Origin of the sequence: Halobacterium rubrum, assembly GCF_021729015.1 — an archaeon.
In the GTDB taxonomy this organism is placed as follows: domain Archaea; phylum Halobacteriota; class Halobacteria; order Halobacteriales; family Halobacteriaceae; genus Halobacterium; species Halobacterium rubrum.
Genome location: NZ_JAJQQZ010000005.1, coordinates 1 through 26,355, shown reverse-complemented (window position 1 = coordinate 26,355; position 26,355 = coordinate 1). Strand labels below are relative to the sequence as shown.

The following is a 26,355-nucleotide window of genomic DNA, read 5'->3' as shown; positions in this document are numbered from 1 at the left end:
CTCCTGGGTTAGTCCTCGTTGACGGCTGCGGCTACAGCCTCACGAATCGCTGCCTCCTGGTCATCGGTTGCGACCTGATAGAGCTTGGTGGCTTCCTGTTGTCCTCGTTCGGTGAGCGCGATTCGCTCCCTGTCTCGGACGCGGCCGATCAGATTCTCCGCACCCAGTCGCTCGAGGATACCCATGAAGCCCTTGTAGCCGTCCCAGGTTTCCGCGAACGGGAAGGGGTCGCCGTCGATGGCCTGGATGGCATCGGAGAGGCTGGCCTTGTAGAGGCCGTTGTTGGCGTGCCGCCAGTCCGGAATGTCTTCCTCTACCATCTGCTCGGTCATCGCGTCGGACAACGCCAGCACGTAGAGGTGGTGGTGCTGCGTGATGTTCTCGTAGCCGTTCGTCTCTGAGGGAGAGTCCTGTGTCGTGGTCATCCTTCTATGGGGTGGGGTCGGCGGTCGTCGTCTGTGCCTCGTCTCGGAGCGTCTGGACAAACTCCTCGGCAGTCCCGTCGAAGCGCGCCTCGCCGCGGTGCTGGCGGGCCAGCCCGCCGCCGTCTAGCGACCGTCCGGCGGCCTGAACGCGAGGGCCGACCGCCTCGGCTGTCCGGGTTGCCCCGGCAGCGTAGCCGTCAGTGACCGCGTAGCACGTCGACATGGGCGTCCTGAAGTCTCGAACCAGGCGGGCGACCGTCGGGAGGGCTGCCTCGACGCGGTCGTCGGTGAGGCTCTCGCCGTCGACGCGAGCGACGGCGAACGAGTCGTACTCGAACACCTCTGCCCGGCGAACGCATTGGTGGGCAGCCTCGGCGTGCTTGCCGAGGACCTCCAGTGCTTCCGACTCGTCGACGTCGTCGAGTACCAGTCCGAACCCGATTCCAGGGGCGTCACGGGCGACGGCCCGGAGAACGTCGCCGTACCCAGCGAGCGTCTGGAACCGGCCGTCCTCGACGGCATACGGACGAATGCCTGTCTGAAGCGCCTCCCGTGCGCTCGGCCGTCCCGTCGGCGCCGTGGCGGTGGCGGCGAACGCCTCCAGCCGCCGGTGGCCGTCGACGTCCATCTCGACCGGGAGCTCGAGTTCCGCGAGGTTCGCCTGCGCGCGGTCGGGGCGGCCGGAGAACGGGGAGTGGATGGTAAGGGCGTTGGCGAGCCCGTTCATCAGGTCCTGGGTAGCCGTCGCGACGCCCGGCCGCTGCGAGAGGTAGCCGAGGTCCTCTGCGAGACTGCGAACGTCGCCGGCGGTCTCGTCGACGGGAGTCGGGAGTGTCGTCAGCCCAGCGAGCGCGAGGACCGGGTCGGCCTCCACGCCGTCGACGTCTCGAGTAGCCTCGAAGGCGTCCTTGCTCGCTGGTCCGCGGCCGCCGACGTGGATGTCGTTTGTCTCCGGGTCTGGTCGGTGGTGGCCGACGACGATGACAGTCGTATCCGCCTCGGTGTCGGGGTTGGACGCGGGAGTGCCAGCGCGGAGTCGGAACGGGACCTCCAGGGCACTACAGGTCTTCGCGAGGATGCCGGCCGCTGCGACCGAGTCGCCGTCAGGGTACGCGGTGATACGGGCGAACTCGGCGTTCGCGAGTTCGTGTTCAAGCTGGCTCGCGCCGGTCACATTAGGCGAATCCCCGGGCATGGTCGCGGTACTCGTTGGTGCTGCGCCTTCCCGTATAAACCGGGGCCTGGTGTCGGAGAGACGGCGAGGAACTATTCAGCGGCCCGGATGGCACTCCGGTCGACGGTCGTCCCGAGGTACTGCTCGGCGGCGTCGATGAGCGCATCTGCCGGTCGCGCGTCAGGCCGGACCTCGCGGACCTGCTCGACGGCGTGCGCGAACGACCGGGCCTGCTTCTCGGCGACGAGAACCGTCGCGATGACTGTGGTGCTGCGGGAGATTCCCGCCTCGCAGTGAACGAGCACCTTCCCGGGGGATCGGTAGTAGTAGCGCGCGGACTTGACAGCCTCTGCGAACGCCTCCGGGTCGTTGCCCTGGCCGTCCCGCATCGGATAGTAGGCTGTGGTCATGGGCTCGCGGTCCCGGGACACGGTGACGACGTACTCGAACCGGTGGTCGTGTTCCTGGCGGACCGCGGCGAGCCGGTTCCCGAGGTAGAGGTTTTCCTCCACCTCCTCGAGAACGAGCCCTTCCCGAAGCGTGGTCATGTGTCCTCCATGTCCGCCGTGTTCCGGGATAAGCCGTCGGGTGTGGTGGGGTGGTGCATCGGTGGCTACCGCACCCGGGGCCTGACGCCGACGTTCTGGTACTCGGCCTCGGCGGTCCGGTCAACGCCTGGGTCGGCGTAGAGTTCGTCGCCCGGAGTGACCTTCGTGCCGCCCAGGCGACCGTCCGGGAGGCGCTTGTGGCGGCCGACCCCCTCCCCGAAGCCGGCGAGTGTGGACTGTTCACTTGCGGGCACCGGGCAGGGGACGGACGGACAGTGGGAGAGCAGCCAGTAGACGTATTCACGGGGTATGGCGCTGCGGACGCCGGATTTGCCCCAGGAGGCGGGCACGTTCTTGGCGGCGGCGAGCTCCTCGATGGACTGGTCGTCTCGGGTGTCGACGGTGATGCTGGCGTTGCCGTCTCGGTACGCGTCGGGGACCTCGAAGGTGGTCTCGAAGTGGCGTTCCAGGTCGTAGTCTTCGCCGAAGTAGAGGCCGTTGCAGCGACAGTTGGCATCGAGGTCGCCGGCGCGGGAGGCTCCGGGGACGTTCTCGATGATGTAGTGTGCGGCGTGGTCCAAGAGCCATTCGCGGAGTTCGTCGGTGATTCGTGGGTTTTGCCTGAGCGCGGCTTCCCGGCTTCCGTAGGCGGTCGCGGAGAGCGGGGTGTAGGCGAGGCAGGGGAAGCTCACCCAGATGACGTCGGCGACGACCCCGTCGAACGGCGGGCCCTGGGGGCCGAGTAGGTCGGCCTGGATGAACTGGCCGGGGTACTGCTCGTGGTAGGGCTCCTTGTCGACGCCGACGTAGTCGTAGTGGGTGTACCAGTCGGCGAGGGCGCGGCCCACCCCGCCGCGGCCGCTGAAGAAGTCGGCGACCATGTATCGGTTCTGGGTGTGCCAGTGTTGCGGCCAGTGGGTCCTGTCGAACCGGGGGGTGTCCCGGAGGTCGATTGTAGGGGTGACGGAACGCGCCATCGTAGCTTGATTAGGGCAAGGGACCGGACCAAATTAGTTGTTTTGCATACGAAACTGCCGGTATTATTTTCTCTCTCCTCATTGGCTTCTGCTACCAGTTGGGGCAGAAACATTATGTGTGACAATCACATACTACAACGTGCCTGAAGCAGCCATCATCCACACTCAGCGTGGAGATGGATCTTCGGGGTGGCCAGTTCAGAGCAGGAAGGCACGCAAACCCGTTCCCGGGACGAGACCCCCGCAGGAGCGGAGCGTGCCTTCTCATATCTGGTCGCGCTCGAACACACCCTCCTCTACCTCTACCACCGCCAATCCGAATACCAAGCCACGCGTCAACCCCAGTTCAATATCGCCGCCTTCACTGGATTCACGCTCCTCATTATCATCCTCGGAACGCTTCTCCAACTGCCACAGCCGTACATCGCTGTCATCGCCGGGATACCAGCCCAAGCCGCAGCAGCAACTCTCTACCACGCAACTCAATCAGGAGACAACTCCTAAAACGAGAACCCCAGGAGGCGGGCCTTAGAGGCCGCCCGGATTCTCCACGCAGAGATCGTGAGCGCGACTCAAACCAGCCACCACAGAACTCAGACGGCTTTTAGACGGGTTCCACTGGAACGATACACCTCGCCGTGGTTAAGCATGGACTCGATAGTGGATTCAACCTCTCCCTTCGCAACATCACACTGTTCTCTCACGACAAAGCGAACAACCCTCTCTGGGACGCCTCCACCGTCCGAATACTCTCCGCTGGCCTGTTTGATGGCTTCTTTCACGGCTACTCGCGGATTTACTGAGCTGTCAATCGAGGCGTCGACGTCAATCGGCTCCCCAAGATTGGAGTCCGCATACGGGCGGGGATTCGAGGGCCTCTCGTCTTCAAGCAGCCGGTCACAGAGACCCACAATCTGCTCCGCCGCGTCACCGTCGGTCGCATCAAATCTCTCACGAAGCTCAGTAACGTACTCCTCCCAGTCCAATCCGGAGTGGCTCTCCCACTCCCAGGGAGCCATTACGTCCACGAAGCGGTGTCCTGTGTGGTGCTGGTGGTCGCTACATACCGGAACCAGATTCACCGGGTCCCCCGAGCCACCGAACATAGGCGGCACGATCCGATGGACTGCGTCGGCTTCCTGACCACAGGCGATGCACGTCCCGTCCGTTTTCTCGAACGCTGTCTCCCGGGCCTCGTCAGTGATGTTCTCGTAGTCCTCCTGCTCGAAACTCTCGTACCCGAGTGCGTGAGCGTGCTGCTGCTTGTCCGTCGACACTCGCTCACTGCATTCTGGACACCGCTTCTGGCCATCTCCCCGCCACGATTTGCAGTCCGGCCATGACTGCTTCCGGCGGTCCCCCAGGTCCAGTTCGAACGGTGTCATAACATTCCCGCACTCGCAATCATACGGCTCCGGCTCGATTCTCTGTAGACCGTGGGATTCAGCGCCCAACACGACGAATACGAGAAGCGTGTGGCCGGGTTTCGAGCTCCCGCGAACGTCAAGTAGCATTTAGGAGAACCATCCAGGGCATTCCATATAAAACACGGAATGGAGGGCAGGTCGAAACGAGAGACGTCCCGACCCAACCGCCTTTCAGCGGGCGTCGGGGTTCTCGACGCGGAGGTCGTGGTCCTGGCCGGTGTCCAGGTCGACGTAGTCGCCGAGACCGACCGTCTGGGTCTTCTTGCAGCCGTCCTTGCAGGTGGTGCGGCGGTCGCCGTTCGCCGTCAGCCACTGCATCTCGCCACTGCTCGGCCGGTACATCTGCCGGCCTGCGAACGTCGACGTTGACGTGCCCAGGGCGAGCGCCTGGAACCGCTCCATCATCAGCGACGCCACCAGCCCGTTCGTCGTCACGACGCTCGGATCACGCAGCTCGTCGCTGCCGTCGACGGCCTCGCCAGGCTCCTGCTGGACGTAGAGCCCGCCGTTGTCCGCGCGGTTCTTCGGCGGCTTTCGGTCGCGCACGACTCCCGCTTCTAGGTCCCCTCCTTCCACGCCTCGAGACAGTGGAGGCACGCCAGGCCGGGGCCTGCGGTCTCGACCGTGGACCGTGCGCTCGAACTGAGCTCGTCGCTCGCCTCGTCGACGCGGAGGTGCGTCCCGCCGGAGATGACCGGAATGAGGTGGGCGTACGCCAGCCGGTCGATGACCTTCTGGACCCAGTGCGGGTCCGCCGCGCTCAGGATCACGTCGCAGTCTATGACTGCGCCCAGACCGGCGTAGTCGTCGTCGTCGTCGCGCTCGACGAGAACACGAAGACCGCCGCGTTCCTGACCGCCTGCGAGCACGCCCGTCAGGACCGGCGAGCGAAAGAGAAGGCGCTGGCCAACCCCGACATGACGCCCGAGCTGGCCGAGGTTTTGAGTACGACACAGCTGCAACTGAGCTACGAGATCACGACTACGCTCACTACAGAGTAGCCGAATTTTACCTGTCTATCCGTACGAAACAACCGAGAAGTTGATTTGCAGACAGACAAGTTTTTTAGCCATATCTGTTTGCGTGATTAACAGATGAGTGGCTCGATGAGCGAGGCCAGTCGTTACGGCCCCGAGTGGGATTCGCTTGCGGCTGAAGTGCGGAAACGCGACGACTGGACGTGCCAACGGTGTGGGGAGAAGAGTGGGCCACACGCCGATGAAGATGGGCGTATCCTCGATGTGCATCACATCACATGGAAATCTCGGGGCGGAGGGGATGAGAAGGAAAATCTCGTTACGCTCTGCCGACCCTGTCACGGCGTCCAACACCCCGACAATGAGAACTTCGACCAACACAGAACCCGCGCCCGCATCTATCCCTCACCAGAGGCCCAGAGTAGTGTTGCATTCGTTAACACGGACACGGAAGGCGAAACCATCTACGAGTTCTTTCAGGGGCTTCGAGACCGCTGTAGACGATGTAACCACACTCCTAATGACGGGAACTCACTCCTCGTCTACCCGAACTTCGACTCCTCAAAGCTAAACGGGACCCCACCCGGCGAAAAATGCGTCCCGCTTTGTGAACCGTGCGCCGGACTAGTTCTTGACAACGATGACGAAACGCCCCGTGAAGCTTTGCGTACCACGGAAAATTCCCGAGCGCCCCAGAATATCACTACACGCACTGAAGAAGCACAAATATCGGGGACTTGGAAAGGAGCGAAGCTCGGAGTGACTCGAGAGGCCGTCAACCGAAAGGAATGGGTCTTATTCAAGAGCCCTTACCGCTTCGTGCATTTCTTCTGGCGAACGCTTGGAACTCTTGGAATCTTTCTTGGGCTATCGTATCTATCGATACGCAACCTCTCAAGGGTGTCTCCGTGGTTGTCCTCAATAGATCCACTCTCTACAATTGGGTGGGAGTCGTGGATGACGAGGACTCTCTTGCTCGTGGTTGCAATGTTGCTTGCGTATACGATTCGCTGGAGTGTTGCTGGGGTTACGCAGTGGGTGTGGAGGCAGTTTGACGGGAGCATTGAACCGCATCACTTTGAGAAGGATGTCTGGGATGTGTACCGGTGGAAGATCACCTACCGTCTCAAGTGGATAGGTGTGCCGTATGCTGGACTGCTCGCCCTTAGCGCGCTCGTCTAGCTGTTCCTGGTAGTACTGAAACTGGGGCAGCTGAATCGGTAAAGAGGGATGCGAACTTACTCGCCGAGCAGGTCGTCGTCGACGAGGCCGCTAGCGTCCTGAGTCTTCAGCTCCGGCATCTCGATGTCGTCGCGCTCGTACCGCATCGCCCAGTCCGTCCCGGTCGGCAACTGCTCGCGATCCCCGACACCGACACGGGGCGCACCACAGTCCGGCTCGCAGCCCCACTTCGTGCTCCAGTAGGTGTCGACATCCTTCAGACGGAGTCGGAGCGTCGACTCTACGCCGTCGACGACGCCAAGGACCACGCCGAACAGTCGGCGCTGCATGAGGCCGGCCACGATCTTGTTCACTCCGATTACCGACGGGTCCCGGTCCTCCTCGTCGGGGTCGACACCACCGTCGACGTAGCCGCGTTCACCCCGGAACTCGGGGTGGTCGCTCTCCCAGTCGACATCCTCCTGGCGCCACACGCGCTGGCACTCGAAACACGGCCAGCCCGGGCCCGCGACTGCGGTTTCGACCTTCGCTTCCGGCTCCAGCACGCCGTCGTCGGCGGCGTGGAGACGGCTTCCGCCGTCGATGACCGGAATGGAGTGGGCGCGAGCGAGCGCCCCCAAGACCTGCCGAGGGCGAGCAGCGTCGACACCCGAGAGGATGATGTCGCAGTCCAGGAGCTCCGGGACTGCCATGTACTCCGGGTCGTCCTCGACGACGCTACCGTCTACGACACGGGTCGCGAACGACTCGGCCGTCGCGCTCTCGTGGGCGACGCGTTCGGCCACTCTCGTCTTGAGCCGCTCCTGCTCGACCTCGATTCGCTGGGCGCCCTGCGCGCGGTTGAAGTTTGCGCGCTCCAGGCGGTCGAAGTCGACGAACACCAGCTCCCCGACGCCGAGTCGGGCGAGGTCTTCGGCGAGAACTGACCCGACGCCGCCGCAGCCGACGACGCCAACCGTGAGCTCGCTGAGGACCGCCTGGCCGTCGGCGCCCCACAACTGGATGGTGGAGTCCTGCTCCTCGGCGTTCACCGCGTTCCCGCCTGTGAACCCGCTGCCCGTGGGCCGCTTCTCGAACGGTGGTCTGTCGTGGGTCGGGCCAACAATTCGGACGGCGTCGGCGTGTGTGACTGTCGGCTCGTCGCTGTCGCGAGTTGGCTCGTAGACGCGCATCGTCCAGTCGTCGTCGCTGTTCGTGATCGCCGCGCCGAACGGGGCGTCCGGCGGTAGCCGGCTTGCATCCGCCTTGTAGACGCGGGCCGCGGACTCCGTGTCGATGGAGCTCGCCGTCACGCCACCAGGCTGGGTGTGAACCCGGAGGAGGCCGCCGCCGCGCTCCTGTGCGCGCTCGATGGCGCGTTCGTGGTAGTCCTCGCTGAACTGGTAGCCGAGCATCGAGTCGCTGCCCGCGATGTCGCTGTCAGAGTTACCCCCGAACAGCGACCCGATGAAACCACCTCGGGTCGACTCCCCGACAGAGTCGCCGGACGTCGACCCACGGTTCAGGCTGAGGTCGTCGCTGGACTCGGGATGCACCACGTCTTCGACGATGTAGGTGACGCGGCTGGCGCCGGTGCTCTTCGCGAGCACGGCGAACGCGCCGCGCTCGCCCATCCCGTGGAACGGGTGGCTCTCGTCGGGGAACAGCACCGACAGGAGGTCCTCGTAGACCTCCCGCGGGAACGCCAGATGCACCTCGTCGGCGTCGGCGGCTTGGAGCCAATCAGCGGGTGTTCCGTCAGGCACGGTTCAGTCCTCCTTCTCGAACCGCGACCGGACGATTTCCAGGGCCTTCGTCAGGTCTTCGGGTTCCATCCAGCTGATGTCTTGCCACTGGTAGCTCCACATGCCGGTGTCGTCGACGCCCAGCGCGTCTTCGACTGCTTCGGCCTTCTGGTGGTTCCGGTGTTCACTGTCGACAGTCTGCCCGCCGTGCTTGGTGACGTACGGAATCGTGATGATGCCGTACGGTCGCCTGCCGGTTGGGAAGTCCGTCGGGATGCGGATGACCGCATGGGCCTTCTCCTCGTCGAACACGTCGTTGACGTGCGCGGGACGGACGTTGCCGATGCTGACCCAGGCCCAGTCACCGCGAACAGCGATGAGCTCTGCTTCAGGACGGACCTCCTGGAGCGCGTCGATGGCGTCTCGACACTGCTCCGTGAGCTCGGCGCGGAGGGCGGTCGCGTCCGTGTCGTCGGAATCCCGGGGAGCGGCTTCGCTCATGCGATCTTCCCACCGTCGCTGGTGGACTCGAAGTGGGTTCGGTTGGGTCCGTCGAGGTCGAGCGTCTCGTTGGCCGGGAACGCCTGGTCGGTCTGGCGGGAGCCGCGGAAGCCGTCCAGGGGGAACAGGCCGAGTTCCTCGGGGCTCTTCTTCCCCGCGTCACGGAGGATGGTCTCGACGTCGACCTGGTCGTTGGTGTAGCGGCCCACGAATTGCTGATTCACGTACACGATGTACGCGTTGGTGGTGAACGTGAACGCGTCGACGGTGTCCTCCAGGTCCTCGAGGGAGTCCTCGAGGGTCTCGAACTTCCGGAGCAGTTCGCCGCGGCCGTCGGGGGCCTTCTCGCGGAGCAGTCCTACGCGGGTCTGCTCGGCGTCGACGATAGCCTGGGCGCCGGCGATGGCGTCCAGGTCGTCGTCTTCGGCGTCGTCGGCCCAGTCCTCGATGGCTTCGGCGGCGCCTTCGAGGTGGTCCAGGCGCTTGAACAGGTCGATGGAGACCTCGGGCTCCAGGTCGTCGATGCCGTTCTGGACTCGTTGGACGACCTCCGCGACCTGTTTGAGGTCTGCGCGGTCGTCGCTGTCGCTGTTGCCGTGCTGTTCATCTGCCGATTCTTCCGGCTGATCGTGCCCGCTGTCGCCAGCGGATGACTGTGAATCCGTCATTGTTCGGGTGGTGCCGGAGACCACCCCTTGATGGGGCCCGTGGGCCGGTGCCGCCGCTCTTCATGCCAGTCACAGCTCCGAGAATGGCGACATGGTCGTCGCTACAGGGTTCCCGGGTCCGCTTCCGGATGAAGGGGCGCACTCGGCCGGCCCGCGCGACCGCGGGCGTAGGCACGGGTCAACCCATCTCGCCGCAACCGGACCGTCTCCGGTTGGCACCCGACGAGATCGGGGGTCACTCCGGCATCAACACGTCAACACTTCGGACGTATAAGTCTGGCGCCCGTTGGCGTTACAACACTGCTACCGTAGAATGCACGGAGAGGCTCGTAGAAGGCGTCTATCCGCTGAATGAGCAAGACGAATTTAGCAGACCTTTACACTCGCTCTGTATAAAGCATGAGCCATAATTGTACGAAAACCGCACACGAGATTTGGCCGATGTTTTTCGAGCCAATTTGTGGGTCTTCTCATCAGCCACTCTCGGTCGATGGCACTCACACTGGCCGGCACACAGTGTGCAATTTCGAGACTGATTTGTGCACAATTTCACCGGGAGTGATGTGGACTGAAATTCGAAGCACAAGGCGGTCGCTGACGAGCCTGAAACACCGGGAGACAGTAAAACTGGTCCCCCGATCTCGTCGGGTGCGTCCTCCCATAATTCCTCACGGGTTGTTAAATCCTCCGGCAGAACGGCTGAGAAACGGGCTTAAACAGGCGAATACTATCCCGTTAGTCCTTGAATATCGTCTCCACATGTGGTAAACACTGTGATTATACTCTCTAATTCTCTGTCCATGAGTGCCTGTAGCCTCGAATAAGGTTTTCTAGAGCAGTTTCGAAAGTAGCCGAGCGGGGCAACCTTCAGAACAAGTGCTGGAAGTGGGGCGGATGAATCGGTAAGTGGGAATGCGAGCTTCGAGGCATCCACCCGTCAGGAGTCAAGGTAGTTACTGAGGAAAATTGTGAGGTTGACTGCGGTGTAGAGCGTATATCCGAGTAGAAGGATTATAACGCCCATTATAATCATCCATTCGAATTGCCCTTTCATAGTGTGGAGAACGTGTCGTGAAGGTATAGACTTTCTGTACACCGGAACGGAGATTCCCTGCACTTGCCGGGCGTTTCATCTCATCCACTGGATAAAGAAAACGTATTGGAAACTACTGCTAAGCCAATTCCAGCAGAGGGTGAGCAGGGCGCGGTAGTTCAACGGGTGTTCGAATTAGTGGGTGTTTTGCGATTCTGGCATGGGAACCGCTACAGTACAGAGTTCGTCGTCTTCGACACAGCGTTCACAGAGCGGTGACTGTGCCTCGATGTCGATAGCATCCCACGCGTAGGTCCCTCCGCATGTCGGGCAGTGCCAGTCGTACACGCCGTGTTCCTCTGCGAGTGCCGGGAATTGATGTGCTAACGTCGGTGTGAGTTTCGCGTCAGGATACGCATCGAAGTATTCCACGAGCTGGTGCTTTCGATACCTATCCACCCCGGGCAACAGTCCGGTGAACCCGACATCTTCGTAGCCCTCGTTAGCCTGTCCACAGCGAATCCGGAACGGACAGGTGTCGCACTCCCAGTCAGACACCGGATCAGCAGGCGGGGCACTGTCTAGTTCTGAATCTCCTCGATCGGCGTCTTTCCGTCGAGAGCATGGTGCGGTCGCTGTCGGTTGTAGTAATGCATAAACTGTTCAAGCCACTCTCGGACGCTTGACCGACTGCCCACCCACGAGGTATGGAAGCGGTCGATGCGCATTTTGAGGGTGTGAATTCACTTCTCGATGAGATTTCGCTCAGTATAGTTGATTCGACCGCTCAACCCTAATCGAGCAAGGGCAGTCCGATACCCAAATTGATTCACGAGAAATACAGTGTCCGAGAGGTCGTATTTCTCGTTGAGCCGATGCAGAAACGCAGCTGCCGGACCGGTACCATGCCGATCAAATAACGCGACATCGAGAATGAACTTCGTCTCGGTGTCTATTGCAGCGTACAACCAATACCACTCACCGTTAATTTTGACCGCGGTCTCGTCAACGGCGACCCGCTTCGGCTGCGCCTCAGGCGGGTCGCAGCCGCTGTCAGCGAGCCGATGTACCCAGTTCCAAACCGCTCCATGCGAACGTTGTACGCCTAATTCCGCTAAGATCGTTGTTGTCTCACGGAGCGAACAACCGGTTTCGGGAAGGCGGACGGCGAACGCCCTAATGGGCGTTCGCCGTCCGCTCGTTCTCCCAAGGTTCTTTTGAATCCGCATCATAGCACTCGCTGAGCAGGTCTGCGAGCATCTTGGTCGATCCACTCAACGACCCGCTCACTTCTCAAACTGGCTCAACTAGACAGTGCCCACGGGGGATATCAAGGATAAGTTGATAGGAGAGGATCTGATTCTTGAGTTTGGTGATGTTCCAGGGGAGAGTTCTGAGGTGTTTGAGGGCCGGATTGAAGATCTTCGTTCTCGCTTGAATCAACTACTGTAGCGGTACCTACTCTCCTTCTTTATTTAAATTCAATACCAGTAAAATTGAACTTCTAATATTCTACTATTTTTGCTACCAGGATCTCGTTTAAATGGGGTCTACTGCACTTACCGCTTCAACTAGTGTGGCATTGTTCTATGATACCCTCACCAGAAGAATTCAGAGTAGATTCCGAACCTTATCTGCGAAATCCCTAGAATTTTCAATATTACGAACAACAATTTCTAGAGTGCCACTCCCGCCTCCACTTGCGACGCGAATATTCCCAAGTCCAACGAAAGATTCGATGAATGATTGCCGTTCTTCCACCCCTCTCACCTTCTTAAGCGGAACCTCTCGCTGTACCAACGAGACGAATCGATAGGCCTTGACAACGCGTATAGTCGTGACGTAATATGTAGTGAGAGTGTTTTTCCAGTAAGTGATTAAACCGCTGGAAAGGCCATATAATCCGATAAATAGAGAACCTGTTGGGTAGACGTATGGTTGACGAGTGAAGTACATAAGATAGATCGCCATCAAAACAAATGGAAAACCGACAGCAATTTTCACGATAGCCACTTTCTGTGTCGGGGACCGAGTATCGATAATTTCCTCACCGTCACGCATTGTTGGGGGATCTGGAGCGGTGACGAAGTGAATGTAAACCCCTAGCAAAATAATGAATGCTCCAAACAAGAGGAATGGCAGGCCGAATAGGATTGGATACCGATTGGTACCAGTATACAGATAGAGCCCGGTCAAGCAAAATACGCCCCCAATAATAGTACTCCATACGGCAGGTAATCCACGTGCCATAATTAATCACCACTGAGTAACTGATGAAGGATCCCAATTACGGATAACATGAACCCTCCTACAGTCAATAAGAATGGGTCATTTAGATATGACATCGTGGGGTTTCCGGAATTTGTGAAAAATCCCCGTGACGGCGTTTGATCATTGGTATTGGGCCGTGTTGAGGTTTTGGAAGTAGGTGTTGTCGATTGTTTAGTTGTAGTTACGGATTGCCCTGACTCTGTTTCTTGAGTAGTCAAAGAATCCGTTTCCGTTCTGTCTGAGGTGGGGGTTGCTGTCGGACTCGTAGATGTGGGTGTCTTACCATTGTCACGAAGCATAACAGCGTAGCCGGAAGTCGTCCCTGTTATTAATTGGTTCCCGACAAGAGCGGGGGGTGCGCGGACGGGGCTGCCAACTTCCAATGTCCAGTCTTTAGAAAGTTCAGATCGGTTGATTGCTGATACCCTTCCTCCGTCGGTTGCTACATAGATGTGGTCATCAGTTACGCCAGGTGAACACTGTATGGGGTTATAGAATTCCACTCGTCCATTAATTTTTCCGGATACTAGATCGAGATCATAGAGGTAACCGAACTCGTTCCCACCCTGAACAGCGACGTAGACACTTCGGTCGGCGACAGCTGCGGACGTATTTGCCCACAGGTTATCTTCATCAGGGAAGTTGACGTCCCACTGGGTCGATCCTGTTGATTGAGAAAGAGCCGTAACGGTCCCTCCAGCTGTCGAAATTACGGAGTTCCCAGAGGTCGTTATGCCCCCGGGCCCCCGGTTCTTGCCGCCAGCCCATTCCAAGTCTCCATCTGCTGTACTCAGTGCGAGCACAGCTCCATTAGCTCCATCTTGTTCACCAACACCGAAGCAATAGATCGTTTCGTTATCGATTGCTGGCGTGTGAGGAGCAGAGGAAATTAGCGGTTCACTCCAGATTTCTACGCCCGCATTTGGATCTATTGCGGTAAGCTTCCCCTCGTTCCACCCATCAACGGGATCATATTCACCGATGAGGGCGTACAACGATTGACCGTCAGAGCAGGTACCCGAGAGCATTCGTTTTGAATCTGACTGTGCGAGAGAGTACTCTAAGGTAACTGTCCCGTCATCACGTACTCCGTATAAGGTTGATTTTCTGCCACCAACGTAGATTGTCCCATCAATTATCGCAGGAGTTGTGTCGAGTGGCTTACCAAGATTCTTTGACCAGATCTCACTTCCGTCTTCCAGTGAAATTGCGGTAAGAGTACCATCTCGGCTCGGTACATATGCTCGACCGCTGTCAATGACCGCTCCTCCAGTAATCTCACCGCGGGTTCCGTACCTCCATGCAGTTCCAACGTCTGTGGTCGGCCCGCTAGCAGTTGTCGTCCAGCCGGTATTTTGGGGATCCGATTGGAACGACTCCCAAGACTCCTGACTCGTCTGTCCAGTAGTCTTAGAGGGGATTATCAGCCCTCCACCAGCGAGAAAGCCAGCGGAGGCCAACACACTCCGGCGTTTCATAACCTATAGTGATCATCCCAATATATCAAATGCCGTGATAGATGCTTAGAGAAAGTATTAGTAACTTTATAATTTATAGGTTGCCACCTTCCGAACCTGTGGGGGGGCAACCCCCCGACAGTAGTTGAGACTAGCTATCTCAATGCATAGGGCCCAAGTCAGTTCTTCAATTTGCCGTCGAGCCGTCTGATACTCAGGCCACTCCGCTCACGAACGCGGCAGTTACACTGAGGAGAAGTACGACTGACCGAAGCGAAGCAGGTCTCTGTCGAATTCCTCCGGGTCGTCGACTCGAAAGTGGAAGAGCTGATTTCGCATATCCCCGATTTCAAGCACTAGCTCGCGAATTACATCCTGTTGATCATCGAAGAGTGATTCAAATTCTCCCCAGTGAATCGAGATGAACTGTGCGTAGTGTGCGTAACTGCAGTGCTCGATTGACGCCGGGGTTGGCAGAGGGTGTTCCTCGTCGAACGTTTCGGCCAACTGCTCCGACAGCGAATCCCCAAACACTCGCGTGAAAATCTCCCGCAACTGCATCTCGATCGACTCGATCAACAGAAACGGTTCGAGCATCTGCTTCAGTCGCGTCAGGAGGTCGTAGTCAGTCAGAATCCGCCACCCATCGTCTCGATTGACCACGATGTACGTGTATTCTGCGAGCGCATCGAATACGGCGAGGAGGTTCTCATCTTCGCTGATGGTGTGTGCATCTTCGACGGCCGCTCCGACCGAGATCTTATCGAGCGTTTTGTGCCCGACCTCCAGCCGCTGGAATGCAAGAAGGGTCCGGACCACGGACCTGTAGGTGACAATCCCGACGAGCTCGCCGTCACGTTCGACACCGATCTGGGTGTAACTGTTCTCGAACATCTGACGGAGTGCCGATTCGAGCCCGAGGTCGTACTACGGTCTGGAGGGTGTTTTCGATGGGCAGGTCAGCGATTGTGTACATGGTAATCTCGAGCGCTGGTGAGCACATAAATCGAAGGTCGGTGCGGATATTGGTAGGGGAAGATTGATAGTTACTGAACGTTCAGTCAGCACACGGGCAAACCTCGAAACGCCCCAGAACGCAATGACCGGGAAATCACGACCCCCAGAAAAGTCGACGGCGACGTGGCACGGCCGTTATCTCGCTCGATGGGGTGATGAGACCCCACTTTACGAGGCTGTCACCGACGCCGTGTCGACGGTCACCGGCGATGCCCGCTCGGCAGTCGCCAGTAAGTATGACCGGGCACACGCGGTGGCGCTCTCCCATCTATTCGGTGAAACAGCCGAAGCATCGCCGCCCTCAACTGGTGAAGTCGAGTTCGCGCTGTCCGAGTGTATCGTCTCGGTCCACAGTAACGGACACCTTTCGGTCAGTCTTGCCAACCAAGGACCGAACACGAGTACGTAGACCCCAACAAATGACCTCATCCACTGACACTGGCAGATCGCGTACAGAACCGACGACAACAATCGGAGCAAAGAACGGTGGCGTTACCCCCCAGTGGCTACAGAACCAGAGGACTGGTACAGCTATCGTTAGTGCCCACTCGCCCACCGGCGATATCCCTACTGTATAATATGCGTCATTTTGGACTCAAAGTACGGATGGCGGTGGTCGGTGCGATTCTTGCTGGATTCTACCTCGTCGCCGTGGCGGCAGCCATGGTCGCGTTCGGTCAAGGCATTCTCCCTATCGCTATCGTGGGCAGTATTGTGCTCGTCGCCGCCCAGTACAAGATTGGAAAGTGGGCCGCATTACGAAGCGTCGGCGCTGAAGACCTCCCCGAAGACCAGTACTCGGAAATTCACCAGTTCGTCGAACGCGTGTGTCGAGAGAAGGACCTGAAAAAGCCCTCGCTGAAAATCGCCAGTATGGGCGTCCCGAATGCGTTCGCTGTCGGTCGCCGCGGCAACGGAACTGTGGTCGTCTCCCAGGAACTCATTCAGCTCCTCAACCGCGATGAACTCGAAGGGGTCATCGCCCACGAGCTGGCACACATCGACAACCGCGACGTGATCACGATGCAACTCGGCCAGGGTATCGCATCGATTGTCGCCATCGTCGCACAGTACATCGTCCTGTTCACTGGGGAGAACGACCTCGCGGACTTCTTCCTCGCGGTCGTCGTCGGGAATATCGTCCAGTTCATCGTGATGCTGTTCGTGCTCGCCGTCTCACGGTACCGTGAGTACGTCGCCGATGCCGATGCCAAAGACGTTCTCGGACGGGGGGAGCCACTCGCTCGCGCCCTCGAAAAAATCCAGCAGGGCAACCAGCAGGCCCAACAGACGACTCAACGTGCACAGCGGGCCCAGCGCGGACGCGGTCGGGCCTACGAGAATCGACGCCGTAACTCGAATGTCGACCAGCAGGTGAGTGCGCTCTGTATCTCCAGTTCTGACAGCGGTTTTCTCCAGCAAATTGTCTCTACGCATCCTCCGATGGAGAAGCGCATCCGGCGACTCCGCTCGTAGTCGTCTACGTCTATTGACGTTTGACGGCAGTCCTCGACGACCGTTCAGTACCCCAGCAGATCTAACCAACTGATTCTCACTGTACTGTGTTGTCTAGTCGAATCTGCAAACTCGCAATCGTTTGGCGTCAGAGTGTCAGTAGGTATACAGCCCAGAGGGCGACTGAGAACGCGCCGACGCCGCCGATGAGGTAACTGTACAGTCGGGAGACCTCATCGTGGAGTCTGTACGCGCTGTACATTGAGACCAACCCGGAGATCGGGAGCACGAATAGCGAAGCGATGGCGCTGAGTACACCGAGCCCGAGGTATCGTCGTGTCGTCGTGGAATCCATGAACATGTTAACTGAACGTTCGGTTAACAAAGGTACTTCGCTTCTCACCTACCTGAACGAAGCAACGACAGAAGCCAGCCACTGCTCGCTCGTGAACTGTCTCCACAGACAAACCGATGACGTTGCGTCGTCTATTCGTAGATGTTCTCAGCGATGTAGGCGTGAACCTGCTCTCGCGTCAACGTGATAACTGACTCCTCCCCGAGGGTGACGTCACGTTCCAGTGCACCGTAGATGAGCGTGTAGAGGAACTGCGCCGTCTCTGCGGGGTCAACGTCACGGAACTCCCCAGCTTCGATGCCCGCTTCGATGGTTTCGCGTAACTCCCGTAGAACCAGCTCGTCGGAGTGGACGAACTGGTCGTGGTAGGTCTCGTGGTAGGGGGCTTGCGACCGCATTTCGAGAAGTGCCCGGCGAAACTGGAACTGTTCGGCTTCACCTGGCTCGGGAAGCGCTTGCTCGATGATGGCCTCGAGCCGTTGCCGGTGGTCGGCCGGTAGATTCTGCTCGAGTTCGGTCTCGAACTGGTCGATGAGGTAGGTGAGAAAGTGTGCGAGGAGGTCTTCTTTGTCGTCGTAGTGGTGGTAGAGGAGGGCTTTGCTCTTCTCGAACTCGTCGGCGATTTTGGAGATGCTCGTGGCCGGATAGCCGTGTTCGCATAGCGCCCGGTAGGTCGCCTGCATGATGAGGTCCTCGGTGTCGAGGTCCTCGCCCTCTGTATCGGCTTCACTCATGGCTGAATGTACGTCTAGTAGGAGTAAAAGGTTGCCCGGTCGGGCGTGTCGCCGATCGTGACCGACACGATTAAGTTAACTGTACGTTTAGTCAGTACTGCTGGGGTTGCCACCGTCTCACCACTCCCCGGTGGGACCGCTGGCTGGCCCTCCCCAGCTTCGTCGTCCCCGCTCGGATCAAAGTGCCTGCTAATTGCTCCACGATCCAGCCCACCTCACACGAGCGGGGGCGGGCAGCAATTTATAATACTGCCCGGCCCAGATGCATCTCGAACCAGCTCGACAAGAGCAGCGTAAAGGTCACCGCGAACCCGGTCCCACTGCTCCAGATGGCCGTCTCCTCGGGCACGGAAGGCGTAACTGAAGCACCGAGCACACTCAGTAGAATCGTGTCACCATCCGCCGAAAGGACGCGGCCCGCCTGATTCCGAGGCGAGTCGACCTCACTGGGAAACGCGAGTGTGCCAACGCCGGTGTCCGTGAACCGTGAGCGAACCGTTTCGTCCCGGCTCATGACGGTCACGTCGACGCCCTGGTCCGCACGGCCGACCAGCGTCTCGGCCGTCTGCTCATCCAGCAGAGCCTCGCCACAGCCGTAGACGACGTGCTCAGTCGCGTCAGTGGCCAGTTGCTGCACGCGCTTGTCGATGTGGTCCGAGCCGCGGACGGTCCAGATATCTTCTTGCTGTTCGGCGCTGTGTGGTTGCTGCTGTCGGACCGATTCGAGATAGTCGAACGCGTCTCGCTCGGCCGTCTCGTACTGGTTCCGGAGCGTCTGCTGGGCCTCGTCCAGCCCGACGGGACGGTATCGAATCGGGTTCGACTGCTGGACGTCGAGGAGTCCGCGTTCTTCGAGGGACTCCGCGGTGCCGTACACCTGTGACCGGGGGACTTCGGTAGCCTGTCCGATCTCGCTCGCAGACGCGATACCCAACTGCTGGAGCGCGATGAACACCTGTGCCTCGTACCTCGTGAGGCCCAGTTCCTCCATCGCGTCTATCGCGTCAGATTCGTCCATCAGTCAGTCCTCCGGAGCGGGCGTCGCCGCGCTGACGCTCGTCGCCGATTCGTCGACGTCCGGCCCGAAGTACTTCGTCCAGACGACGAGGAGGCTTGGTAACACCAGCACGCTCGCGAGGAACGCGTAGATGATGGTCAGCCCCGTGATGATGCCGAACTGCTGGAGCGGCGGCAGGATGGCGAACGCCAGCACGCCGAACCCGCCGACCGTCGTCGCTGCCGACCCCAGTAGCGCGCCACCGGTGCCAGTCACGGCGCGGTTCATCGCCGTCCACACTGAGTTGGTGCGTTCGAGCTCCTGGTTGTACCGTTCGCTGAGGTGGATGCTGTAGGCCACCCCGAGCCCGACAGTCAGGCTCGTAATCATCCCCGTCAGGATGTTGAACGGGATGTCCAGGAGGTACATCGTTCCGAGAATCCAGGAGACACTGAACACGACCGGCAGCAGCGTCACTGCGCCCAGCGTCGCGCTCCCCTCAGTGATACGGTACGTGAGCATCAGGAACGTGAACACCGCGGCGAGCGTGATGAGCAGGCTCTCGATGACCGTGTTCAGCAGCTGGTCCTGCACGATTTTGAACAGAATCGTCTGCCCGGTCGCGGTCGCCGTCAGGCTGCTCCCGGCCTCGATGTCGTCTGCGACGGCACGCATCTCGCTGGTGACCTCACCACCCGACGCCGCGCCGCTGGTGGAGACGACGAGCCGGGCGGCGCTGTACTCGCCGCTGTCTGTCTGCTCGATGATGCCAGCGGACTGCTGTGGGGCGACTGCGAACAGCTCCTCGAACACGGTATCGAGGTTCTCGTCGGGAACGCCGTCGCCGTCAGTGTCAGCGGCCGCGACCGTCTCAGCGAACCCGTCGTCGCTCGCTGCGACCTGCTGAATCAGCGAGAGCGGGCTGCGGATGTTCGCGTCGCCGTTCGAGAGTTTCTGCGTGACGGGGCTCGAAGCCGCCGTCTCCACCGCCGTGTCGATAGCTGCCAGCGCCCCCGGTTCCGTCAAGTCGCCTTCAACCAGAATCTGGGCCTGGGAGTCCTGACGGAGGAAGTTCTCGTTGACGTACTCGAGGTTACTCTTTGCCGTGTACTCCCCAGGTGCGAACGGCTCGGGGAGGTCTTTCTGCCAGTCAGCGGGGTCTTCCGCGAGGAAGTCCTCCTGATTGAACGACGTGTCGACCTGCGCGCCGCCGAACGCCGCCGCACCACTGACGACGATTGCGAGGGCAAGCACGACGAACGGTGCCTTCCGCGCGGCCGTGGACCCGACGGCCAGCACCTTGCTAAACCGGCCGCCGCCGGTACCGAACGCGCGCTTCTTGCGGTCCCAGCCCCGACCCTCGAGGAACGAATCGACCTCTAGCTTGAGGGCGGGAATCAGGACGCCGAAGACGAGCAGCGCCGCTGAGATGCCAACTGCACTGACGACGCCGAACTCCTGAATCGGCGGCACCGGGCTCGAAAGGTTCGAGAGGAACCCGATGACGGTGGTGGCGGTCACCCAGACGAGCGCCACGCCGACGCCCGTGAGCGCGACCTTCATCGCGCCAGCCGCAGTACTCGGGGTGTCGTCGTTGTGCCGCTCCTCGCGGTGCCGCATGAAGATGTGGATCGCGTAGTCGATAGACAGCCCGATCAACAGCACTGGCACCGCGATGAAGAGCTGATTGAACGAGATGCCCGCCCAGCCCATGAAGCCGAACGTCCACACGAGGACGACACCGATGCCGGACAGCCCCAGCAGGATGTCGATGACGTCGCGGTAGGCGATGGCGAGCGCGAGGAACACGAACAGGATCGCCAGCGGCCCGACGATGAGCAGGCTGTCGGTCATCGAGGAGTTGATTTCCTCGCTAATGATACCGGTCCCGAACACGAGGACCTCTGTGCTCTCGATGGTCTGCTTGGCGAGATCCTGCATCGCCAGTTGAGCGTCGACGAGCGCGTCAGAAGCTGCGCCGGCCCCGCCACTGCCAGACTGCTGTGTGACCAGCAACATCGTGGCGTTCGTGGCGGTGTCGCCGGGTTCGTAGTACGTCGGCATGAACGCGAGTGCGCCCGAGGACTGTCCGTCGCCGCTGAGCGCGGCCTCGATAACCGAGTCGATTTGGCTCGCGTTCATCGACTCGAGTTGCGTCATCTGTTCGTCTAGCGACGCGCTGGACGCGTTCTGGAGCGCAGCGCGCTGGTCTTGAAGAGTTGCGGCCATCTCCTCGAGTTTCGCTGCCTGTTCCTCGAGGGCGGCCTGGCGCTCTTCGAGCGCCTGTGCCCGCTCGCTCAGGCGCTGGAACTGGTCCGCGAGGACGCCCTGCGTGCCGAGCTGGTACGCCTCCGTGGCTTCCTGTTGAGACTCCGCGTTCCGGAGTTGGTCAGTGGCAGCCTGGAACGTCGCGTAGTCTTCGTCGGTGAACTCGACGCTCGTCTCACTGGCTACTTGCTCGAACTGCGTTCGGACATTGACATCCGGGTTCTCGCGCAGTGTGTCGAGCGCGCCACGGAGCGCCGCTGCGGTCTCGTTGAGCGTCTGGCTTCGCGCGTCGAGTTCCGCACCGAGCTCCTCGAGCGCGGCTTTCTCCTGTTGGACCGTGGCGTTCAGTTGCTGTAACTCGGCCGCGGTCGCTCGGACTCGCTTCGCTTGTTCCTGCTGAATCGCGCCGACAGCGACGACGTTCGCCACGCCGTACACTGGCTGTTCATCGGCCAGCGTGCTGTCGATGGTATCGTTTTGCAGGAATGCTTGCTCTGTCCGTAGTTGGGCGAGTAGCGCGTCCTTCGAGAGGACGTTGTCGCCACGGAGGATGAGTTGTGCCGACGTGGTGTTCTGGTTGCCCGTTTGGAAGTTCTCGTTGATGTAGTCGAGTTTCTGTGACTCAGTTGTCTCGCCCTGGAACTGGTCGAGCGAGGACGACTGGTCGACCATACCTGCTCCTGCTCCGGCAACAACCGTGAGCACGAGCATGACAGCGATTGCGGCGCGGCTGTGTTCGGTGATGGCAGTACTGAGCTTGTCTATCCAACTCATTCCGCCACCCCCGGATTCTGTGTTTGTAGTCTCATACTGACAGTCGTTCTCCAGTCGAACGTCTGTCTGAGCGGTACATAAAAACGTCGAATTTGAACGAACGTTCAGTAAACTAGCGGCATTCAGTGCCGGAAACCGCCCGCAGAGCTTCCCCGACACCCTGTGGCACATCCTCCAGCACACCCGGAACACACCACTCCTCCTGCCATCGAACTTCACGCCCAACCTCCCGCACTGATACTGCAACGTCGTCCGAAAGCGGGAACAACGCATCCGCCAGCCTCGCTGCGTCCGCAGCCAACCACGCGTCGATACACACCGCCGCCGATTCGGTCAGACTGGCATTCAAGCACGCGCTCGCGTTCGCCAACTCTCTGACGGCCAGCAATCGACGCTCCGACGGCCACGGCCCGTCCAGCAGTACCCAATCGGCAACGGACCGCAAGCCGTCCCCCACCAGCACACGCTGTGCTTCGCCGTGGCAGACGGCACGTAATCGATGCAACTCCACGACTGTGGCCGCCCGCACCGGCGCAACCGCACCGTACCGGTTACCGACAGCAGCGGTGAACAAGGCAGCCCGTCCTGGGGCTCGCTCCTCGACAAACGCGCTGGCGTCCTCGCTGAGTTTTCCGTCCGGCTTTGTCGCCAGCACCGATTGAACGGACTCGCTGACCTCCGACCGCAACCGCTCGACGTCGACAGAGTGTGCTTCGGACATCAATCTGCGGGAGTAGCTGTCCCGGGTTCGATTACCTCCGACGCCCACGTCCCGCGGTAGTACCACGCGGCGGCCGCCAGCAAGGCGAGTACGTTCGACGCCGCAATCCCGTACCAGACGCCAGCCGCGCCCATTCCAGCCCACTCCACCAGCGCGTACGCTATCGGGAGCCGGAACACCCACAGCGAGAGAATCGAGAAACCCATGGCAGCCCGTGTACTGCCGCTTCCACGGAAGGCGCTCTGCACCACCTGGAACACACCGAGGAACGCGAACGTCGGGCCGATGATACGGAGGTACTCCGCGCCGAGGGACACGACCTCCGCAGCATTCTCCCCGCCGGAGATGAACACGCTCGTGATCGGCTCGGCGAACACGTAGGCAACCACACTCACCACCGCCAGCACTCCCACGACGAGCATGCTGCTGACGGTCACCGCACGCTTCGCGCGCGCAGTCTGCTTGCTCCCGAGGTTTTGCCCCACGACAGTCTCGGTCCCCTTGGCCAGACCGAGCGCCGGGAGAAACACCAGCGAGTTGAGTCGGTTCCCGATACCGAGGGCCGCGACGGCCGGGTCACCGACAACCGCCACCAGTGCGGTGAGAACCGTGATGCCAAGCGCCCGCGTCGACTGCTCGACGCTGGCAGGAGCCCCGATTTTCAGGATGCGCCGAATCATCACCGGGTCCGGCACGAGGTCACGGAACGAGAGGTGGATGCCGACGCGTCCCGAGAACAGCCATATCATCCCGAGCATCGCCCCGATGCCCCTCGACACCACGGTCGCAATCGCTGCGCCCTGCACACCGAATCCCGCGAAGCCAGTGACACCGTACAGCCACGACTGCAGGCCGTCGAGGCCGAGGACTTCGAGAAGGAGGTTGCTCTCGAACCCGAGAATGAGGAACGGGTCGAGCACGACGTTCAATGCGACGCCGAGTGCCATCACGTACATCGGCGTTCGGGTGTCACCCCAGCCGCGCAGGAGCGCCTGGAAGACGAAGAACCCGAACATGAACACGACACCGACGAAGATGGTTCGCGTGTATTCGACGGCGAGTGCGTACTCCGGCGTGCCGATTGTCGCGCCGACGAGTGTGACCAGCCGGGGCGTCAGCAGCCAGCCGAGAATCGAGAAGACGAGTGCTACGAGACCGACGAAGCCGACGGTCTGGGCCGCTGCATAATCTATTTTGTCGTCGTTTCCGGCGCCCTTGTGTTGTGACACCAGCACGGTCCCGGCGACGGTGAAGCCGCCGGCGACACTAATCATCAGGAAGACCAGCGGCCACGAGTACGACAGCGCCGTCACGGCCTCCTGTCCGAGGCGCCCGACCCAGAACGTGTCCGCGAGATTGTACCCGACCTGAAGCATCTGCGAGAGAACGATCGGGAGGGATAGAACGAGGAGCGGCTTCACGAGGTTGCCGTCGGTGAGGTTCACGTCGCGCGTGCTCACAGCGACACCCCGAGTTCGGCCGCTAGATACCCTTCGAGCCCGCGACGCGCGTATTCGACGCCCTGGTCGCGGTGGGTCGTAAGTCGCTGGAGAGCCGCTCCATTCGCGGTTGCCAGTACGTGGTCAGCGATGCACGCAGGGTCGGCTGTCTCGAAGACGCCAGCCGTGATACCGCCAGCGACGACGTCCTCGATGCGTCTTGAGAGGCGCTCGTCGAATCTGGTGAACTGCACGCGGTACGCGCCGTCGACGAGAGCCCTCGCCCGTAATTCGAAGAGAATCTGTTGCGCGTCGTGTCGCCCCGCAGAGAGCGACTGTGGAAGCAACAGTGTGAGTAAGTACCGGAGGTCGTCGTGATGTCCCTGCCCCGTGTTTGAATCGAGATTCTCGAAGAGCTGGTCGGTGGCGTACGTGAGTAGCTCCAGCAGGAGGTCGTCTTTCGAGTCGTAGTGGTAGTAGATGAGTGATTTGCTCTTCTCGAACTCGGCGGCGATGTCGGTCACGGCGAGGTCCGAGTAGCCGTGTTCGCGGAGCGCCCGGTAGGTCGCTTGCACGAGGGCTTCTTTCGTCGGAGGCGAGTCGACGGACGCGGAGGTAGGTTGGTCACGGGTCACTGCCCTGAGTCGACGTTCGCGTCGTCTTCGGGAGTCGAGAAGTCGGCAGCACACCACTGACAGAAGTCGAGTGACGGATCGATATCTTTCCGGCAGTTCGGGCACGTCGCCCAGTCTGTCTTGTCTCGTTTCGTTCTGAGTTTGAGGTTCTCTACTCGAGCGACGACGTATGCGTCGAAGGCCGCTCCTGCGGTGGTGGTGAGGATTGGTGCGATGTCCCAGATGTTTGCGTTACCGGCCTGGTACGCGGTGAGCGTCTCGGGGCCGACGAGGTAGGTCGCGGCGATGACGAGCAGTATCCAGCCGAGTGCTCGCCGCCAGCGGCGCAGGTAGAGGTGGCCAAGGCCAGCAGCGAGCGTGGAGAGGATGGCTGCGAGCCAGGGGCGTTTTCGAGAGTTCGCGCTCATGTGTTGAATGAACATTCAGTTACCTATATTCGTTTCGGTCACCCACCAGCTACGAGGCGGGGCGGACCGAGCGTCGCCTGACTCGACCCACAGCGAGTCACAGGTCGATTCGGCGAAACGACACGTACCCCGCAGCGACCGGGAGAACAGCCCATCCAGCGAGCCCGAGTACCGCTACTGCCGGCGAAATAAACCCGGCAGAAGACGTGGCTGCGACGGGCGGAACTCCGCCAATTCCAGCCACTTCTCCGAGGACGTAATTGTAGGCCGTGAACGGTCCAATAAACGTGCTGAACGTGGCCCACGACTCGGGCTGTTGTGGGGGCTGAAACCGGAACAAGATCTGAACGGTCAGGGTCACCAGCACATTCCAGAATAGGGTGAGCCCGACGTACGCACCGAACGCAGCAGCAATCACACGCCGAGCCGTCGACAACGCCATCGAGAGTCCCACCGAGAGCCAGAGAAACACCGCCCCGTATCCGGCAACACCAGCAACCAAACCCGCGTACTGCAGGCTATCGAACGACGGATACGTGACCAGCATTCCGAGCGCCGTCCCGACCGCGGCAACGACGACCGCAGTGACCAGCAGTACGGTCCGGCTGACCAGCTTCCCGAACAGGATATCAGCGCGAGACAGTGGAAGCGATAGCGAGAGCACTGCAGTCCCGGACTCCCGCGCCCCGATGACCGCTCCGTAACCGAGCACAATCCCCGCGAGCGGCACCAGCAACCCAGCGCCGGCCTTGACCAACACGACATACCCCTCGAAGTTCGGCTCCCCGACGTAGAGCAGCAACGCCGCAAGTCCACCGAATCCGAGTACGAATCCGCCCAGTAGGCTCCAGATGGCTCGCTGACTGGTCGCGCGGCGGATGTCGTTTTTTGCGACAGCTCGCCAATTCACAGGTCGGCCCTCCGAAATCGAACGTATCCTCCGAGCGCTGGGAGCAATGCCCACACGGCAAGTAGCACAGCGGCAGTGCCACCACCGAGATACCACGGTGCCGACGGCCCGAGATACGGCCCGACAGTGACATCGGCGACGAACGCGTCCATGACACGCTGGTAGAGCAGGGTCGGTTCCGCGCCGTACACGAAGCGCGCCCAATCCGGGAGCGTCTCGCCAGCGAGGTTCACGTACTGCAGGGCATCGAGGAGGTATCCCTCGAGCTGTGGCCAGGCT

At 60.6% G+C, this 26,355-nt stretch carries 28 protein-coding genes and 2 pseudogenes; 4 read left to right on the top strand and 26 right to left on the bottom strand.

Features of this window, described 5'->3' with window-relative positions:
- Positions 1–8 precede the first annotated feature (8 nt).
- The 8 genes from LT971_RS15505 to LT971_RS15470 form a co-directional block, all read right to left on the bottom strand.
- Entirely contained in the window at positions 9–425 is a 417-nt protein-coding gene (locus tag LT971_RS15505; protein ID WP_237007855.1) for a hypothetical protein, read from the bottom strand.
- Positions 426–429: 4 nt separating this feature from the next.
- Positions 430–1,620 carry a hypothetical protein gene (locus LT971_RS15500; protein ID WP_237007854.1) on the bottom strand — a complete coding sequence of 397 codons (1,191 nt, stop codon included), beginning with the start codon at positions 1,618–1,620 and terminating at the stop codon, positions 430–432.
- Between the two features lie 71 nt (positions 1,621–1,691).
- Positions 1,692–2,147 carry a protein-tyrosine phosphatase family protein gene (locus LT971_RS15495; protein ID WP_237007853.1) on the bottom strand — a complete coding sequence of 152 codons (456 nt, stop codon included), beginning with the start codon at positions 2,145–2,147 and terminating at the stop codon, positions 1,692–1,694.
- 65 nt (positions 2,148–2,212) lie between these two features.
- Positions 2,213–3,124: a hypothetical protein gene (locus LT971_RS15490; protein ID WP_237007852.1), complete on the bottom strand. Its 912-nt coding sequence runs from the start codon at positions 3,122–3,124 to the stop codon at positions 2,213–2,215.
- Positions 3,125–3,388: 264 nt separating this feature from the next.
- Positions 3,389–3,601, bottom strand: coding sequence for a hypothetical protein (locus LT971_RS15485; RefSeq protein WP_237007851.1), 213 nt, complete (start codon positions 3,599–3,601; stop codon positions 3,389–3,391).
- A 116-nt stretch (positions 3,602–3,717) separates the two neighbouring features.
- A complete protein-coding gene (locus tag LT971_RS15480; protein WP_237007850.1) occupies positions 3,718–4,401 on the bottom strand; it encodes an HNH endonuclease in 684 nt (227 codons plus the stop codon).
- Positions 4,402–4,722: 321 nt separating this feature from the next.
- Positions 4,723–5,097 carry a hypothetical protein gene (locus LT971_RS15475; protein ID WP_237007849.1) on the bottom strand — a complete coding sequence of 125 codons (375 nt, stop codon included), beginning with the start codon at positions 5,095–5,097 and terminating at the stop codon, positions 4,723–4,725.
- Between the two features lie 11 nt (positions 5,098–5,108).
- The gene (locus LT971_RS15470; RefSeq protein WP_237007848.1) at positions 5,109–5,321 is read right to left on the bottom strand and encodes a hypothetical protein; all 213 of its coding nucleotides are present in this window, start codon (positions 5,319–5,321) and stop codon (positions 5,109–5,111) included.
- Here LT971_RS15470 and LT971_RS15465 point away from each other — a divergent pair.
- Positions 5,295–5,552 carry a DUF7692 domain-containing protein gene (locus tag LT971_RS15465; RefSeq protein WP_237007847.1) on the top strand — a complete coding sequence of 86 codons (258 nt, stop codon included), beginning with the start codon at positions 5,295–5,297 and terminating at the stop codon, positions 5,550–5,552. The genes LT971_RS15470 and LT971_RS15465 overlap by 27 nt on opposite strands.
- Before the next feature lie 105 nt (positions 5,553–5,657).
- The gene (locus LT971_RS15460; protein ID WP_237007846.1) at positions 5,658–6,710 is read left to right on the top strand and encodes an HNH endonuclease; all 1,053 of its coding nucleotides are present in this window, start codon (positions 5,658–5,660) and stop codon (positions 6,708–6,710) included.
- A gap of 56 nt (positions 6,711–6,766) precedes the next feature.
- On the opposite strand, the gene LT971_RS15455 is transcribed toward LT971_RS15460, so the two are convergent.
- The 8 genes and pseudogenes from LT971_RS15455 to LT971_RS15420 all read right to left on the bottom strand — a co-directional run bounded on the left by LT971_RS15455 (position 6,767) and on the right by LT971_RS15420 (position 15,258).
- Entirely contained in the window at positions 6,767–8,455 is a 1,689-nt protein-coding gene (locus tag LT971_RS15455; protein WP_237007845.1) for a ThiF family adenylyltransferase, read from the bottom strand.
- Positions 8,456–8,458: 3 nt separating this feature from the next.
- Positions 8,459–8,935 (bottom strand): hypothetical protein, encoded by a 477-nt coding sequence (locus LT971_RS15450; protein ID WP_237007844.1) that lies wholly within the window; start codon positions 8,933–8,935, stop codon positions 8,459–8,461.
- Positions 8,932–9,603 (bottom strand): hypothetical protein, encoded by a 672-nt coding sequence (locus LT971_RS15445; protein WP_237007843.1) that lies wholly within the window; start codon positions 9,601–9,603, stop codon positions 8,932–8,934. The genes LT971_RS15450 and LT971_RS15445 overlap by 4 nt, the downstream gene beginning before the upstream one ends.
- 1,228 nt (positions 9,604–10,831) lie before the next feature.
- Positions 10,832–11,194, bottom strand: coding sequence for a hypothetical protein (locus LT971_RS15440; RefSeq protein WP_237007842.1), 363 nt, complete (start codon positions 11,192–11,194; stop codon positions 10,832–10,834).
- Positions 11,195–11,217: 23 nt separating this feature from the next.
- Positions 11,218–11,896, bottom strand: a pseudogene (locus LT971_RS15435) (IS6 family transposase).
- A 351-nt stretch (positions 11,897–12,247) separates the two neighbouring features.
- Positions 12,248–12,697, bottom strand: a complete 450-nt coding sequence (locus LT971_RS15430) for a PH domain-containing protein (protein ID WP_237007841.1) — start codon at positions 12,695–12,697, stop codon at positions 12,248–12,250.
- Positions 12,698–12,888: 191 nt separating this feature from the next.
- Positions 12,889–14,370 carry an outer membrane protein assembly factor BamB family protein gene (locus tag LT971_RS15425; RefSeq protein WP_237007840.1) on the bottom strand — a complete coding sequence of 494 codons (1,482 nt, stop codon included), beginning with the start codon at positions 14,368–14,370 and terminating at the stop codon, positions 12,889–12,891.
- Between the two features lie 237 nt (positions 14,371–14,607).
- Positions 14,608–15,258, bottom strand: a complete 651-nt coding sequence (locus tag LT971_RS15420; RefSeq protein ID WP_237007839.1) for a CBS domain-containing protein — start codon at positions 15,256–15,258, stop codon at positions 14,608–14,610.
- A gap of 205 nt (positions 15,259–15,463) precedes the next feature.
- On the opposite strand from LT971_RS15420, the gene LT971_RS16590 reads away from it, so the two are divergent.
- Both LT971_RS16590 and LT971_RS15415 read left to right on the top strand, forming a co-directional pair.
- On the top strand, positions 15,464–15,790 hold the full coding sequence (locus tag LT971_RS16590) for a HalOD1 output domain-containing protein (RefSeq protein ID WP_425293293.1): 327 nt from the start codon (positions 15,464–15,466) through the stop codon (positions 15,788–15,790).
- 197 nt (positions 15,791–15,987) lie between these two features.
- Positions 15,988–16,857, top strand: coding sequence for a M48 family metallopeptidase (locus LT971_RS15415; RefSeq protein WP_425293292.1), 870 nt, complete (start codon positions 15,988–15,990; stop codon positions 16,855–16,857).
- Positions 16,858–16,984: 127 nt separating this feature from the next.
- Here LT971_RS15415 and LT971_RS15410 read toward each other — a convergent pair whose 3' ends face one another.
- From LT971_RS15410 to LT971_RS15365, 10 genes and pseudogenes are all read right to left on the bottom strand, one after another.
- The gene (locus tag LT971_RS15410; RefSeq protein WP_237007838.1) at positions 16,985–17,191 is read right to left on the bottom strand and encodes a hypothetical protein; all 207 of its coding nucleotides are present in this window, start codon (positions 17,189–17,191) and stop codon (positions 16,985–16,987) included.
- 131 nt (positions 17,192–17,322) lie between these two features.
- Positions 17,323–17,925, bottom strand: coding sequence for a TetR/AcrR family transcriptional regulator (locus tag LT971_RS15405; protein WP_237007837.1), 603 nt, complete (start codon positions 17,923–17,925; stop codon positions 17,323–17,325).
- Between the two features lie 241 nt (positions 17,926–18,166).
- Positions 18,167–18,943: a TrmB family transcriptional regulator gene (locus LT971_RS15400; protein WP_237007836.1), complete on the bottom strand. Its 777-nt coding sequence runs from the start codon at positions 18,941–18,943 to the stop codon at positions 18,167–18,169.
- A gap of 3 nt (positions 18,944–18,946) precedes the next feature.
- Positions 18,947–21,964, bottom strand: coding sequence for an MMPL family transporter (locus LT971_RS15395; protein WP_237007835.1), 3,018 nt, complete (start codon positions 21,962–21,964; stop codon positions 18,947–18,949).
- 112 nt (positions 21,965–22,076) lie between these two features.
- Positions 22,077–22,685 (bottom strand): polyprenyl synthetase family protein, encoded by a 609-nt coding sequence (locus LT971_RS15390; RefSeq protein WP_237007834.1) that lies wholly within the window; start codon positions 22,683–22,685, stop codon positions 22,077–22,079.
- Complete coding sequence (locus LT971_RS15385; protein WP_237007833.1) at positions 22,685–24,145, bottom strand: MATE family efflux transporter; 1,461 nt, start codon at positions 24,143–24,145, stop codon at positions 22,685–22,687. Before LT971_RS15385 ends, LT971_RS15390 begins: the two co-directional genes overlap by 1 nt.
- Entirely contained in the window at positions 24,142–24,759 is a 618-nt protein-coding gene (locus tag LT971_RS15380) for a TetR/AcrR family transcriptional regulator (RefSeq protein ID WP_237007832.1), read from the bottom strand. The genes LT971_RS15385 and LT971_RS15380 overlap by 4 nt, the downstream gene beginning before the upstream one ends.
- Entirely contained in the window at positions 24,756–25,166 is a 411-nt protein-coding gene (locus tag LT971_RS15375) for a DUF7575 domain-containing protein (protein ID WP_237007831.1), read from the bottom strand. The genes LT971_RS15380 and LT971_RS15375 overlap by 4 nt, the downstream gene beginning before the upstream one ends.
- 97 nt (positions 25,167–25,263) lie before the next feature.
- A complete protein-coding gene (locus LT971_RS15370) occupies positions 25,264–25,968 on the bottom strand; it encodes a DUF2705 family protein (RefSeq protein WP_237007830.1) in 705 nt (234 codons plus the stop codon).
- A gap of 104 nt (positions 25,969–26,072) precedes the next feature.
- A pseudogene (locus LT971_RS15365) lies at positions 26,073–26,355 on the bottom strand (hypothetical protein); the annotation flags it as partial.